A 15,026-nucleotide genomic window follows, 5' to 3' on the forward strand; every position below is an offset into this window, starting at 1 on the left:
TTATTTTGTGCTATCACGTAAAGTCAAGTTGGTAGCTAGTCTTGTCATTGTTGGGACGGTGTGGCGTTTGATAAGTTGGCGATTTAAGATAGCAACAGCTGTGCGTCCCATTTCTTCAGTATAGACTGTGATACTGGATAGAGCAGGAAAGACCTGCTTCGTTAGAGGTGTGTCATTGAAAGAAATGAGGCTGACGCGGTCAGGAACAGCAATATTAGCTTCTTGAAGCGCACGAAGGGCACCTATGGCTAGAGTGTCATTTGCAACAAAGAAAGCTTGTGGAAGGTCGTCGCCCAATTTTTCGATAGCTTCTTTCATCAAAGCGTATCCTGATGGGGCAGAAAAATCTCCTACAAAGACATAGTCAGGGTTATAGAGATTATTTTCGTAAGCATAGTTTTTAAAGGTACGGAAACGTTGGTCGACAATGAGTTCTTTTTGGTCAGTTGTACGTTCTTCCCCAGCAATCATCCCGATTTTAGTAAATCCTTTTTTCATGAAATAATCGAGAACCTTGACAACGGCGTTATCAAAATCCGTAGTGACGCAAGGGTGACCAGCATTTAAAGTATCACTATCAACGAAAACTAGGTTTTTTGAATGATTTTCTAGACTGTGAATTTGTTGGTCTGAAAATTTACCAATAGCGATAATCCCGCTAATACTTTCTGAAATCGTTAGAATGTCATTGTTAAAATAGCGTACAACGTCATAACCCAGTTCTTGAGCACGTTTTTCAAGACCAATACGAATGCTGTAATAGTAAAGGTCGTTTAACTCTTCTTGTTCACTATACCATTGGACAATGGCAATCTTTTGACGTTCTTGTGTGATGTTTGTGTTGCGTTTGTGTTTTTCGTAACCTAATTCTTCAGCAACTGTCAAAATACGGTGACGTGTCTCTTCACCAACTGAGAGGGTTTTATCTTTATTAAGGACACGTGAGACGGTCGCTGATGAAACATTTGCTAGCTTTGCGATATCTTTTAATGTAGCCATAGGTCATCCCTTCTTTCTTGATAGTATTATATCACATCATTAGGAAAAATAAAGCTTTTAAGTAAAACTTTAGTAAATATCATTGACATGTTTTAACTAAGACAGTAAAATGAAACCGTAATCATAATAAAGCAATAAAAAAAGGAGACCCCCATGAATACGAAAGAACTTAATCAAGCTTTTATTAATGTTTTTGGAACAGAAGCCGATGCTACATTTTTCTCACCAGGTCGTATTAATCTAATTGGTGAACATACAGACTACAATGGCGGTCATGTTTTCCCAGCGGCTATCACCCTTGGAACATACGGTGCAGCTCGCAAACGTGACGATCAAACACTTCGTTTTTATTCAGCTAACTTTGATGATTTAGGTATTATTGAAGTGTCACTTGATAATCTTACTTTTGATAAGAAAGATAGCTGGACAAATTATCCAAAAGGTGTCATTAAATTCTTGCAAGAAGCTGGTCACAAAATTGATAGTGGTTTTGAACTTTACGTCAACGGTAATATTCCAAATGGTTCTGGCTTGTCATCATCAGCCTCACTAGAACTTTTGGTCGGTATCGTAGCCGAAGAATTATTTGACCTTGAAGTTGAACGTTTAGACTTAGTAAAAATTGGTAAACAAACAGAAAATAAATTTATCGGAGTAAATTCTGGTATCATGGACCAATTTGCCATCGGTATGGGTGCTGACAAACAAGCTATCTACCTTGATACAAATACATTAGAATATGAACTTGTTCCACTTGATCTTGGTGACAATGTCATTGTCATCATGAATACTAATAAACGTCGTGAGCTTGCTGATTCAAAATATAACGAACGTCGTGCAGAATGTGAAAAAGCAGTAGAAGAACTTAACCAAGTGCTTGATATCAAGACATTGGGTGAACTTGATTTGCAAAGTTTTGACGAATATAGCTATCTTATTAAAGATGAAAATCGTCTCAAACGTGCCCGCCATGCTGTCTGGGAAAATCAACGTACCCTTCAAGCCAAAGAAGCTTTGATGGCTGGTGAACTTGAAAAATTTGGTCGTTTGGTGAATGCCTCACATGTCTCACTTGAGCATGATTATGAGGTAACAGGTATCGAACTTGATACCCTTGCTCACACTGCTTGGCAACAAGAAGGAGTTCTCGGAGCTCGTATGACAGGAGCGGGATTCGGTGGCTGCGGTATTGCTATTGTTGCTAAAGATAAAGTTGATGAATTTACTAAAAACGTTGGGCAAATTTACACTGAAACAGTTGGTTATGCGCCAGCTTTCTACATTGCTGAAATCGCTGATGGTTCACGTGTCTTATCTAGAAAATAATTAAGATTAGAGAGATAAAATGAAACTTTTAGATACTTTTGTCGCTAAGGTAATTGAAGCAAGCGACTATACAGAAGATGATATGTTTTACTTGCGTAACCGTGTCCTAGCCCTTGTGGGTGAGGATGGAGCAGAGCAAGAAACGCAAGAAACAGATTTAATTGCTCTCAAAGAAGAGTTGGTTGACTTAGCTGTAAAAAATGGCAAAGTCGGCGAATTAATGGCAGAAAAAGATTGCTTGGGTGCTGAATTGATGAACTTCATCACACCAATCCCGAGTCAGGTGAATCGTCGTTTCTGGGACACTTATGCTAAATCTCCTCAACAAGCTGTCGCAGATTTTTATGACCTAAGCAAACGTAATGACTACATTAAAATCGCTGCAATTGCCAAAAATATTGCCTTTACGACGCCGTCACAATACGGTGATATTCAGATTACGATTAATTTATCAAAACCTGAAAAAGACCCTAAAGCAATTGCTGCTGCTAAGTTAACCAAGGCGTCTTCTTATCCAAAATGTCAGTTATGTATGGAAAATGAAGGCTATCAAGGTCGAATTAATCACCCAGCGCGTGCTAATCACCGCATCATTCGCTTGAATCTTGGCGATGAAAAATGGGGCTTCCAATACTCACCATATGCCTATTTTAATGAACATTGCATTATTCTAAATACTGAGCATGTGCCGATGGTTATCAGTAAAAATACTTTTGCGCAGTTACTTGATATTGTCGATATTTTCCCAGGTTACTTTGCTGGGTCAAATTCAGACTTGCCAATCGTCGGTGGGTCAATCTTGACACACAATCACTATCAAGGTGGTCGTCATGTCTTTCCAATGGAAATAGCCGAGCTGGACAATGAATTTCATTTTAAAGGTTATTCTGATGTGACAGCAGGTATTGTCAAATGGCCAATGTCAGTGCTCCGTTTACGTAGTCAAAACAAGGCACGCTTGGTTGAGTTGGCTGAAAAAATTCGTTTGGCATGGTACGATTATTCTGACGAAAGTGTTGATGTATTAGCTTATACAGGCGACACACCACATCACACAGTTACTCCAATTGCACGCAAACGTGATGGTCAATTTGAACTGGATATCGTTCTTCGAGACAATCACACGACAGCTGAATTTCCAGACGGTGTTTATCATCCACATGCTGATGTGCAACACATTAAAAAGGAAAATATTGGACTTATCGAAGTTATGGGGTTAGCTATTTTACCGCCACGTCTGAAAGATGAACTGCTAGAAGTTGAAAAATATCTTTTGAACCAGTATAATGAAATCGCTGACTATCATAAAGATTGGGCAGATGAGATTAAAAAACGTACGGATATTACGGCTGATACAGTGCATAATATTGTACAAGAAGAAGTTGGACACGTTTTTGTTCGTGTTCTAGAAGATGCCGGTGTTTACAAACGTGATGAAAAAGGTCAAAAAGCCTTTATGCGTTTTGTAAATGGCATTGGGTTAGAATAGGAGAAATAAATGTCAATTTTAGTGCTTGGTGGAGCTGGCTACATCGGCTCTCACATGGTTGATCGTTTAATTGAAAAAGGTGAAGAAAAAGTTGTTGTTGTCGATAGTTTGGTGACAGGACATCGTGCAGCGGTTCATCCTGACGCAAAATTCTATCAAGGAGATCTTGCTGATCAAGATTTCATGCGTAAGGTTTTCACAGAAAATCCTGATGTGGATGCTGTCATTCACTTTGCAGCTTATTCATTGGTTGCAGAATCAATGGAAAAACCATTGAAATACTTTGATAACAACACTGCTGGCATGATTAAATTGCTTGAAGTGATGAATGAATTTGGTATTAAATACATTGTTTTCTCATCAACAGCAGCAACTTATGGTATTCCAGATGAAATTCCAATCAAGGAAACAACGCCTCAACGCCCAATCAATCCTTACGGCGAAAGTAAGTTAATGATGGAAACCATTATGAAATGGTCTGACCAAGCTTATGGTATTAAGTTTGTGCCTCTTCGTTATTTCAACGTTGCGGGTGCGAAACCTGATGGGTCTATCGGCGAAGATCATGGACCTGAAACCCACTTGTTACCAATCATTTTACAAGTGGCGCAAGGTGTGCGTGACAAAATCATGATTTTTGGAAATGATTACAACACTCCAGATGGAACGAATGTTCGTGATTACGTTCACCCATTTGATTTGGCGGATGCTCACCTTTTAGCAGTCAAATACTTGCGTGAGGGCAATCCATCAACTGCTTTTAACCTTGGTTCATCAACAGGTTTTTCAAACTTGCAAATGCTTGAAGCAGCTCGTAAGGTGACAGGAAAGGAAATCCCAGCAGAATTGGCAGGGCGTCGTCCTGGTGATCCAGATACTTTGGTAGCGTCATCAGAAAAAGCGCGTGAAATCCTTGGTTGGAAACCACAATTTGATGATATTGAAAAAATCATCGCTTCAGCCTGGGCATGGCATTCAAGCCATCCAAATGGCTATAACGACAGATAAAATGTTAAGGCATCAAGTCTAAACTTGGTGCTTTCTTCTGATGCTAGAAAAAGGATGAAAAACGCCTTGATTTCGGACATTTTTACGGTCAATTCTTGCGTTGAGTAGGTAATTTTGGTATAGTAAAATTTGACCTTATAATTTTGGAGGATAGATATGGGAACAATTATTATGTTGGTTGTGATGATTGGGTTGCTTTGGTTTATGCAACGTTCACAACGCAAACAAGCTCAAGAACGTCAAGATCAGCTTAATGCTTTAAATAGAGGCGATGAAATCGTTACAATCGGTGGTCTTTACGGTATCATTGACGAAGTGGATACAGATAACAAAAAAATGGTCTTGGACGTTGATGGTATTTATTTGACTTTTGAATTAAGCGCTTTGAAACGTGTTGTAAACAAAGCAGCTCAAGATACCATTGAAACAACTGTTATCGAAGAAGTGGAAACACCAGTTGAAGAAGATCAAGCTATTGAAGCAGATTCTGATTCTGATACAGCGGTTAAAAGCGAAGACTAAAAATCAATTCAGGTGGAAAAACCATCTGATTTTTTCTTTTGGCCTGAGGATTGTGGGTAAAAACTATGTAAAACTGGGTAATAAGTAGAGAAAAAATACGCGTTTTATGATAAAATATAACGAGCATATACTTGGTAAGGAATTTTTATGTTTAATTTTAGAAGAAAAGAAAAAACGCCTCATCTAGATAAGATTCCCAACCATATCGGGATTATCATGGATGGTAATGGTCGTTGGGCAAAAAAACGCATGCAGCCTCGTGTGATGGGGCACAAAGCGGGAATGGATGCCCTTCAAGAAGTCACAATAAAAGCGTCACAGCTAGGTGTTAAGATTTTAACCGTTTATGCTTTTTCAACTGAAAATTGGTCACGTCCTGAAAGCGAAGTGTCCTTCATCATGAATTTACCTGTGGAATTCTTTGATAAATACGTCCCAGAATTGAATGCCAATAACGTTCGGGTGCAAGTGATTGGGGATACCAAGCGACTTCCAGAAGCTACTTTAGATGCTTTGAATCGTGCTTGCGAAACAACCAAACACAACTCAGGCTTGATTTTAAATTTTGCCTTGAATTATGGTGGTCGTGCAGAAATCACAGAAGCGGTGAAAATGATTGCGCAAGAAGTATTGGAGGCTAATATCAGTCCTGATGATATCACAGAAGAAGTGATTGCCAATCACTTGATGACCAATCATTTACCATATTTGTATCGTGACCCAGACTTGATTATCAGAACAAGTGGCGAGTTGCGTCTGAGCAATTTCTTGCCTTGGCAATCGGCTTACAGTGAGTTTTACTTCACACCTGTTTTGTGGCCTGATTTTAAAGGGGACGAATTGGTGAAAGCTATTGAATCGTATAACGAGCGTCAGCGTCGTTTTGGTGGAATATAGAAAGGGCTAACATGAAACAACGTGTCATTTGGGGGGCAATTGCCTTAGTTATTTTTCTGCCTTTTCTACTGTGGGGCGGCTTATCTTTTCAGGTTTTTGTAGGTCTGTTAGCGATGATTGGTGTCGCTGAGATGTTACGCATGAAGGGGCTAGAATTCTTCTCACTTGAAGGGGCTTTAGCCATGCTGGGTGCTTTTGTTTTGACGGTGCCTTTGGACCACTATTTCCCATCATTGCCGATTGATTCGAGTTTCTCAGTTTATGGGATTTTGGTTTTCTTATTGTTAGCAGGAACGGTTATCAACAGCGATGACTATTCGTTTGAGGACGCGGCTTATCCGATTGCCTCAAGCCTTTACGTTGGTATTGGTTTCCAAAATCTTGTTGCTGCTCGAATGAGCGGTCTGGATAAAGTCTTGTTTGCCCTCTTTATTGTGTGGGCGACGGATATTGGCGCTTACATGATTGGTCGCCGTTTTGGTACGCGTAAGCTCTTGCCAAAAGTATCGCCTAATAAAACCATCGAAGGTAGTTTAGGCGGTGTGGTTTGTGCGATGGTGGTATCACTTGTCTTTATGCTGGTTGATAAAGCCGTTTATGCGCCGCATCATTTGTTGGCGATGCTGCTTTACGTTGCTTTATTTAGTGTTTTTGGGCAATTTGGTGACTTGGTGGAAAGTGCCATCAAACGTCATTTTGGGGTGAAAGACTCTGGAAGATTGATTCCTGGGCATGGTGGTATTTTGGACCGCTTTGATTCAATGATTTTTGTTTTCCCAATTATGCACCTTTTTGGTCTATTTTAAACACGATTTAATAGGGTATTGATAATTCCTGTTCTGTTAGAAGAATAGGAATTCTATCATTTTTCCTGCCGTATGGAAAGGAGTCAAATGCTCGGAATTTTAACCTTTATTATTGTTTTTGGTATTTTAGTGGTGGTTCACGAATTTGGGCATCTCTATTTTGCCAAAAAATCTGGTATCTTGGTTAGAGAATTTTCAATCGGAATGGGTCCTAGGATTTTCTCGCATATTGACAAAGAAGGTACCGCTTATACCATTCGTATCCTGCCTTTAGGTGGTTATGTGCGAATGGCAGGCTGGGGTGAGGATACAACTGACATTAAAACAGGAACGCCTGCCAGCCTCACGCTAAACGCAGACGGTGTGGTGACGCGTATCAATTTATCGCAAAAACAATTGGACCGCACTGCTCTTCCAATGAATGTGACGTCGTATGATTTGGAAGACAAACTTGAAATCACTGGTTTGGTATTGGACGAAACCAAAACTTACGCCGTTGATCATGATGCAACCATCGTGGAAGAGGACGGCACGGAAATTCGTATCGCTCCCCTTGATGTTCAGTATCAAAATGCGACTGTTTGGGGACGTTTAATCACTAACTTTGCAGGGCCTCTAAACAACTTTATTTTAGGAACAATTGCTTTTATCGTCCTTGTCTTTATGCAAGGTGGGGTTCCAAACACAGCGTCTAACGTGATTCAAGTGACGCCAGATGGTGCCATGCAGGAAGCTGGTGTTAAAAGTGGTGACCGTATTTTAAAAATCGCCAATTACGAGGTTTCAAATTGGGATGACTTGTCTGATGCCGTTTCAAAAGCGACCGACCATTTGTCAGAGGGTGATACCATTGACGTGACTGTCAAGACCACATCAGGTTCGGTTGAAAATGTGGCTGTTCGTCCGAAAAAGAACAATGGCAGTTATTTCATCGGCGTTTCCCCTGGTCTAAAAACAGGTTTTTGGGACAAGGTGACAGGTGGCTTTAAACTCGCTGGCCAAAGTGTAACAATGATTTTAAGTGCCTTGAGAAGCCTGATTTCCCAATTTAGCTTAGACAAGCTAGGTGGTCCAGTTGCTATCTACGAAGCGTCTAGCCAAGCCGCATCAAACGGTTTAATCTCTGTTGTTTATTTGTTAGCGACCTTGTCAATGAATTTAGGTATTGCCAATTTGATCCCTATCCCAGCTTTGGATGGTGGTAAAATTTTGATGAATCTGATTGAAATGGTTAGAGGAAAACCGCTAAAACAAGAAACAGAAACGTATATTACCTTGGCAGGAGTTGCCATCTTGTTTGTTTTGATGATTGCGGTCACATGGAATGATATCATGCGTGTCTTTTTCTAAAGGCAGCTGACTACAATTCGTTACTATAATTATTTTGGAAAGGAATTTAGGCGATTTTGCCATGAACAAGAGGATAAGTAAGCTAAGGTTAGATGAAAAGCTTGCTTATTTTCATGAAAATCGCCATTATCGTGTTATGAAACAATCACAAATGCTTATCCCTACACTTCGCGAAATGCCAAGTGATGCCCAAGTTATTAGCCATGCTTTGATGGTTCGTGCTGGATACGTTCGCCAAGTATCAGCTGGTATCTATGCCTACCTTCCTTTAGCGAACCGTACGATTGAGAAATTCAAAGCCATTATGCGCGAAGAATTTGAAAAAATCGGTGCCGTTGAAATGTTAGCACCAGCGCTTTTAACCGCTGATTTGTGGCGTGAATCAGGTCGTTACGAAACTTACGGTGAAGACCTTTATAAATTGAAAAACCGTGACAAATCTGACTTTATCCTTGGTCCAACACATGAAGAAACCTTCACTAGCTTGGTGCGTGATGCGGTTAAATCTTACAAACAATTGCCGTTAAATCTCTACCAAATCCAATCAAAATACCGTGATGAAAAACGCCCTCGTAATGGTTTGCTTCGTACGCGTGAATTTATCATGAAAGATGGTTACAGTTTCCATGCGGATTACGATGGTTTGGATGTGACTTACGAAGAATACCGCAAAGCTTATGAAGCTATTTTCACGCGCGCGGGTCTTGATTTCAAAGGTATTATTGGTGACGGTGGTGCCATGGGTGGTAAAGATTCTCAAGAATTTATGGCGATTACACCAGACCGTACAGACCTTGACCGTTGGGTAGTTCTTGACAAGTCTATTGCCTCAATGGACGAAATTCCTGAAGATGTTTTAGAAGATATCAAGAAAGAATTGGCGTCATGGTTGGTATCAGGTGAAGATACGATTGCTTACTCAACAGAGTCAACTTACGCTGCTAACTTGGAAATGGCAAGCAACGAATACAAACCAAAAACAAAAGTGGTTGCTCAAGAAGACGTTCAACGTGTGGAAACACCAAATTGCAAAACCATTGACGAAGTGGCTGCTTTCTTAAACGTGCCAGAAAGCCAAACCATTAAAACCCTTCTATTCATCGCTGATAATGAGCCTGTAGTGGCGCTTTTGGTTGGTAATGACCAAGTCAACGAAGTGAAATTGAAAAACTATCTTGGGGCTGATTTCCTTGACCCAGCTAGCGAAGAGGACGCTGTTAAAGTCTTTGGAGCAAACTTTGGTTCACTTGGACCTGTTCAATTGCCAGAAAATGTGCGTATCGTGGCTGACCGCAATGTTCAAGATGTGGCAAATGCAGTTGTTGGGGCAAATGAAGATGGTTACCACTTAACAGGTGTCAACCCAGGTCGTGATTTTGAGGCAGAATACGTTGATATTCGCGAAGTCAAAGAAGGTGAAATCTCACCAGACGGTAAAGGAACGCTTAAATTTGCGCGTGGTATTGAAATTGGTCACATTTTCAAATTGGGAACGCGTTATTCTGAAAGCATGGGTGCAACGATTCTTGACCAAAATGGTCGTGCTGTGCCAATTATTATGGGCTGCTACGGTATCGGAGTTAGCCGTATCTTGTCAGCTGTGATTGAACAACACGCTCGCCTCTTTGTGACGAAAACACCAAAAGGTGCTTACCGCTTTGCGTGGGGTATTAACTTCCCTAAAGAATTGGCACCATTTGATGTGCACGTCATCACTGTCAATGTGAAAGACGAAGCTGCTCAAGCATTGACAGCTAAAGTTGAAGCAGATTTGGTTGCTAAAGGTTACGAGGTCTTAGTTGACGACCGTAATGAACGCGTTGGTTCTAAATTCTCAGATAGCGACCTTATTGGTTTGCCAATCCGTGTCACTGTTGGTAAAAAAGCTGAAGATGGTATCGTCGAAGTGAAAATCAAGGCAACTGGTGACACTATTGAAGTCAATGTAGAAAACCTCATTGAAACCCTTGATATTTTAACCAAAGAACAATAATCCTTAACAATCTGGACCTTGGGTTCAGATTGTTTTGTCTTTACCCAAAAGGGGCAGCTTAATATCGAAAAAAGTCCTATTTTATGGTAAAATGAAAAAAATACGCTTTTGACAAAGGGAAACATGACACGTGTTTCCTCTTTTATTCAGTCCTTGTGGCTAGTTAGTTTTTGGAATTGAGGTCGTTTACGCATGATGTCAGAATTGTTTAAGAAATTGATGGAGCAAATTGAGATGCCGCTTGAAATGCGACAATCGCCTGCTTTTTCATCTGCCGATATTCGTGAGGTCAAGGTGCATTCTGTTTCTCGCCTTTGGGAATTCCATTTTTCATTTGCAGAAATTTTGCCTATTGAAATCTACCGTGAACTGTCTTATCGTTTGGTTCAGACCTTCAAACAAGCCGATATTAAGGCGACCTTTGACATTCAAGCAGAAACGGTTGATTTTTCACAACCCTTATTGCAAGCTTATTATGAGGAGGCTTTTGAACACGCACCTTGTGACAGTGCGAGTTTTAAAGCGTCTTTTAGCAAATTAAAAGTAGCTTATGATGGGCAAAAAGTGGTGATTGAAGCGCCAGCTTTTGTCAACAATGAGCATTTTCGCAAAAATCATCTGCCCAATCTCACGCGTCAATTTGAAGCCTTTGGCTTTGGTCGGGTGGCTTTTGATATTCATTCGGATGAGGTAATGACGCAAGCTTTGACGGAGGATTTTACTTCTAATCGTGAGGCTATAGTGGAAAAAGCGGTGCAGGACAACCGTGAAGCCGTGAAATCATTAGAAGCAACCATGCCGCCAGTTGAAGAAGCACCAAAACCAGCCCCTGACTTTAGAGAACGTGCTAAACAGCGTCAAGCAGGATTTGAAAAGGCTGAAATCACGCCAATGGTCGAAGTGACCACGGAAGAAAATCGTATCGTCTTTGAGGGAATGGTGTTTGATGTGGAGAAAAAGACCACACGAACAGGCCGCCACATCATCAATTTCAAAATGACAGACTACACCTCTAGCTTTGCCTTGCAAAAATGGGCTAAAGACGATGATGAATTAAAAAAATACGATATGATTGCCAAAGGTGCTTGGTTGCGTGTGCGTGGAAATGTGGAAAACAACCGCTTCACCCATGCCTTGACCATGAATGTGCAAGATGTCAAAGAAATTGTGCACCATGAGCGCAAGGACCTCATGCCAGAAGGTCAAAAACGAGTGGAATTTCACGCTCATACCAATATGTCCACCATGGATGCCTTGCCAACCGTGGAAGAATTGATTGATACTGCTGCGAAATGGGGGCATAAGGCTGTTGCCATTACCGACCACGGCAATGTGCAAAGTTTCCCGCATGGTTATCATAGGGCTAGAAAAAATGGAATTAAGGCGATTTTTGGCTTGGAAGCCAATATCGTTGAGGACAAGGTACCAATTGCTTACAATCCTGCTGATTTGGACCTAAACGAAGCGACTTATGTCGTGTTTGACGTGGAAACCACAGGACTTTCTGCGGTCAATAACGATTTGATTCAGATTGCGGCGTCTAAGATGTACAAGGGCAATATCGTCGAGCAATTTGATGAATTTATCAATCCAGGGCACCATTTATCTGCCTTTACAACTGAGTTGACAGGGATTACGGATAATCATGTCCGCAATGCTAAACCAATTGAACAAGTCTTGCAGATGTTCCAAGATTTCTGCAAGGATACCATTCTCGTTGCTCACAATGCCACCTTTGACGTTGGTTTTATGAATGCGAACTATGAGCGTCACGGTATGCCAACGATTACCCAGCCTGTCATTGACACGCTGGAATTCGCCCGCAATCTTTATCCAGAGTACAAACGCCATGGTTTGGGACCATTGACCAAGCGTTTCCAAGTATCGCTTGAGCATCACCACATGGCCAATTACGATGCGGAAGCTACGGGTCGCCTGCTCTTTATTTTCTTGAAGGAAGCCCGTGAGAAGCACGGTTTGACCAGTATGATGGATTTAAACACCAAGCTGGTTGCTGAGGATTCTTACAAAAAAGCCCGTGTCAAGCACGCCACTATTTACGTGCAAAACCAAACAGGTTTGAAAAATATGTTCAAGCTGGTCAGTTTGTCAAATGTGAAATATTTTGAAGGTGTGGCGCGTATTCCAAGAACAGTTTTAGATGCTCACCGCGAGGGCTTGCTTGTAGGAACGGCTTGTTCGGAAGGAGAAGTCTTTGATGCGATCTTGTCATCGGGGGTTGATGCAGCGGTCAAGGTGGCACAATACTATGATTTTATCGAAGTGATGCCGCCAGTTATTTATGCTCCTTTGCTGGCTCATGGCACCATTAAGGACGAAGAAGGCATTCATCAGGTCATTCGGGATTTGATCGAGGTAGGCCGCCGTTTGAATAAGCCCGTTTTAGCGACGGGAAATGTGCACTATATCGAGCCTGAGGATGAGATTTACCGTGAAATTATTGTCCGAAGCTTAGGGCAAGGGGCCATGATTAACCGTCCTATCGGTCGTGGTGAAGATGCCAAGCCTGCTCCACTGCCTAAGGCTCATTTCCGCACCACCAATGAAATGCTGGATGAGTTTGCCTTTTTGGGTGAGGAGTTGGCTTATGATATCGTCGTAACCAATACCAATGCTTTTGCAGACCGTTTTGAAGAGATTGAAGTGGTCAAAAAAGATTTGTACACGCCTTTCCTTGATAAAGCCGAAGAGCGCGTGGCGGAGATGACCTACCAAAAAGCCTTTGAAATTTACGGCAACCCATTGCCCGATATCATTGATTTGCGGATTGAAAAAGAACTGACGTCTATTTTGGGGAATGGCTTTGCCGTGATTTACTTGGCGTCACAGATGCTAGTTATCCGTTCCAATGAGCGTGGGTACTTGGTAGGTTCGCGTGGGTCTGTTGGGTCAAGTTTTGTGGCGACCATGATTGGGATTACCGAGGTTAATCCTATGCCTCCGCACTATGTCTGCCCAAATTGCCAACACTCAGAATTCATCACAGATGGTTCCGTGGGGTCTGGCTATGATTTGCCAGATAAAGATTGCCCAGAATGCGGCACTCGTTACAAAAAAGATGGCCACGACATTCCTTTTGAAACCTTCCTTGGTTTTGATGGGGACAAGGTACCCGATATTGATTTGAACTTCTCAGGGGACGACCAGCCATCTGCTCACTTGGATGTGCGTGATATTTTTGGGGAACAATATGCCTTTCGTGCAGGAACCGTTGGTACTGTTGCGGATAGGACGGCTTACGGATTTGTCAAAGGCTATGAGCGTGATTATGGTAAATTCTACCCTGAAGCTGAGGTGGAACGCTTGGCACAAGGCGCAGCTGGTGTCAAACGGACGACAGGACAGCACCCAGGAGGGATTGTCGTTATTCCAAACTACATGGATGTTTACGATTTTACCCCTGTTCAATACCCAGCCGATGATTTGTCAGCGGAATGGCAGACCACGCACTTTAACTTCCATGATATCGATGAAAACGTCTTGAAACTCGATATTCTCGGTCATGATGATCCGACCATGATTCGAAAATTACAGGACTTGTCAGGCATTGATCCCAAAGACATTCCAGCGGATGATCCCGATGTCATGGCCCTCTTTTCTGGTACAGAGGTGCTTGGTGTCACACCAGAACAAATTGGAACGCCGACAGGTATGCTGGGAATTCCAGAGTTTGGGACTAACTTTGTTCGAGGCATGGTCGAAGAAACCCATCCGACCACTTTTGCGGAATTGCTCCAGTTATCAGGGCTTTCACACGGTACTGATGTTTGGTTGGGAAATGCCCAAGATTTGATTAAAGAGGGCATTGCGACTCTAAAAACCGTTATCGGATGTCGTGACGATATCATGGTTTACCTCATGCACGCAGGTTTGGAGCCAAAAATGGCCTTTACCATTATGGAGCGCGTGCGTAAGGGCATGTGGCTGAAAATTTCAGACGAAGAGCGCAATGGCTATATCACTGCCATGCGTGACAATCATGTGCCTGACTGGTACATTGAGTCTTGTGGAAAAATCAAGTACATGTTCCCTAAAGCCCATGCAGCGGCTTATGTGTTGATGGCGCTCCGCGTGGCTTATTTCAAGGTACATTATCCTTTGTATTATTACTGTGCCTACTTTTCAATTCGTGCCAAGGCTTTTGAGCTTAAAACCATGAGTGCAGGTCTTGATGCGGTGAAAGAACGCATGGAGGATATTGCTGCCAAACGCAAGGCCAACGAAGCCTCTAACGTGGAAATCGACCTATACACCACCTTGGAATTGGTCAATGAAATGCTTGAGCGTGGCTACACCTTTGGTCAATTAGACCTTTACCGTAGCAATGCAACTGAGTTTATCATTGACGGCAACACCTTGATACCACCATTTATTGCCATGGATGGATTGGGTGAAAACGTTGCCAAACAAATTGTCAAGGCGCGTGAAGAAGGCGAATTCCTCTCAAAAATGGAACTCAGAAAACGTGGTGGCGTGTCTGCTACATTGGTTGATAAAATGGACGAAATGGGCATTCTTGGCAACATGCCAGAAGATAACCAGTTAAGTTTATTTGATGACTTTTTATAGATGTTAAGCGTCCCTAAAAACGAGCAAAGGCATTTTGTTCGTTTTT

10 protein-coding genes are annotated in these 15,026 nt (G+C 41.9%); 9 read left to right on the forward strand and 1 reads right to left on the reverse strand.

From position 1 onward, the window contains the following. A complete protein-coding gene (locus B3R79_RS01145; protein WP_293693199.1) occupies window positions 1-999 on the reverse strand; it encodes a LacI family DNA-binding transcriptional regulator in 999 nt (332 codons plus the stop codon). Between the two features lie 153 nt (window positions 1,000-1,152). Between B3R79_RS01145 and B3R79_RS01150 the strand changes: the two genes are divergently transcribed. The 9 genes from B3R79_RS01150 to B3R79_RS01190 all read left to right on the forward strand — a co-directional run bounded on the left by B3R79_RS01150 (window position 1,153) and on the right by B3R79_RS01190 (window position 14,980). Beyond that, window positions 1,153-2,325 (forward strand): galactokinase, encoded by a 1,173-nt coding sequence (locus B3R79_RS01150; protein ID WP_293693200.1) that lies wholly within the window; start codon window positions 1,153-1,155, stop codon window positions 2,323-2,325. 19 nt (window positions 2,326-2,344) lie between these two features. Then, window positions 2,345-3,814: a UDP-glucose--hexose-1-phosphate uridylyltransferase gene (galT, locus tag B3R79_RS01155; protein WP_168284763.1), complete on the forward strand. Its 1,470-nt coding sequence runs from the start codon at window positions 2,345-2,347 to the stop codon at window positions 3,812-3,814. Between the two features lie 9 nt (window positions 3,815-3,823). Then, window positions 3,824-4,822, forward strand: a complete 999-nt coding sequence (gene galE, locus B3R79_RS01160; protein ID WP_168261095.1) for a UDP-glucose 4-epimerase GalE — start codon at window positions 3,824-3,826, stop codon at window positions 4,820-4,822. 156 nt (window positions 4,823-4,978) lie between these two features. Then, entirely contained in the window at window positions 4,979-5,344 is a 366-nt protein-coding gene (yajC, locus tag B3R79_RS01165; protein ID WP_293693201.1) for a preprotein translocase subunit YajC, read from the forward strand. A gap of 147 nt (window positions 5,345-5,491) precedes the next feature. Continuing rightward, on the forward strand, window positions 5,492-6,241 hold the full coding sequence (locus B3R79_RS01170) for an isoprenyl transferase (protein ID WP_168261097.1): 750 nt from the start codon (window positions 5,492-5,494) through the stop codon (window positions 6,239-6,241). Between the two features lie 11 nt (window positions 6,242-6,252). After that, complete coding sequence (locus B3R79_RS01175; RefSeq protein ID WP_168261098.1) at window positions 6,253-7,047, forward strand: phosphatidate cytidylyltransferase; 795 nt, start codon at window positions 6,253-6,255, stop codon at window positions 7,045-7,047. Window positions 7,048-7,134: 87 nt separating this feature from the next. Further along, complete coding sequence (rseP, locus tag B3R79_RS01180; RefSeq protein WP_154454104.1) at window positions 7,135-8,397, forward strand: RIP metalloprotease RseP; 1,263 nt, start codon at window positions 7,135-7,137, stop codon at window positions 8,395-8,397. A 136-nt stretch (window positions 8,398-8,533) separates the two neighbouring features. After that, window positions 8,534-10,390 (forward strand): proline--tRNA ligase, encoded by a 1,857-nt coding sequence (locus B3R79_RS01185; RefSeq protein ID WP_204984698.1) that lies wholly within the window; start codon window positions 8,534-8,536, stop codon window positions 10,388-10,390. A 195-nt stretch (window positions 10,391-10,585) separates the two neighbouring features. Further along, complete coding sequence (locus B3R79_RS01190; protein WP_293693323.1) at window positions 10,586-14,980, forward strand: PolC-type DNA polymerase III; 4,395 nt, start codon at window positions 10,586-10,588, stop codon at window positions 14,978-14,980. Window positions 14,981-15,026: the final 46 nt, after the last annotated feature.

Origin of the sequence: Streptococcus sp. UBA3373 (assembly GCF_002360305.1) — a bacterium.
In the GTDB taxonomy this organism is placed as follows: domain Bacteria; phylum Bacillota; class Bacilli; order Lactobacillales; family Streptococcaceae; genus Streptococcus; species Streptococcus alactolyticus.

Excerpts from the sequence above, each read along its gene's own strand:
- B3R79_RS01145 (WP_293693199.1), bottom strand. The coding sequence starts at position 999 with ATGGCTACATTAAAAGATATCGCAAAGCTAGCAAATGTTTCATCAGCG.
- B3R79_RS01150 (WP_293693200.1), top strand. The coding sequence starts at position 1,153 with ATGAATACGAAAGAACTTAATCAAGCTTTTATTAATGTTTTTGGAACA.
- galT (WP_168284763.1), top strand. The coding sequence starts at position 2,345 with ATGAAACTTTTAGATACTTTTGTCGCTAAGGTAATTGAAGCAAGCGAC.
- galE (WP_168261095.1), top strand. The coding sequence starts at position 3,824 with ATGTCAATTTTAGTGCTTGGTGGAGCTGGCTACATCGGCTCTCACATG.
- yajC (WP_293693201.1), top strand. The coding sequence starts at position 4,979 with ATGGGAACAATTATTATGTTGGTTGTGATGATTGGGTTGCTTTGGTTT.
- B3R79_RS01170 (WP_168261097.1), top strand. The coding sequence starts at position 5,492 with ATGTTTAATTTTAGAAGAAAAGAAAAAACGCCTCATCTAGATAAGATT.
- B3R79_RS01175 (WP_168261098.1), top strand. The coding sequence starts at position 6,253 with ATGAAACAACGTGTCATTTGGGGGGCAATTGCCTTAGTTATTTTTCTG.
- rseP (WP_154454104.1), top strand. The coding sequence starts at position 7,135 with ATGCTCGGAATTTTAACCTTTATTATTGTTTTTGGTATTTTAGTGGTG.
- B3R79_RS01185 (WP_204984698.1), top strand. The coding sequence starts at position 8,534 with ATGAAACAATCACAAATGCTTATCCCTACACTTCGCGAAATGCCAAGT.
- B3R79_RS01190 (WP_293693323.1), top strand. The coding sequence starts at position 10,586 with ATGTCAGAATTGTTTAAGAAATTGATGGAGCAAATTGAGATGCCGCTT.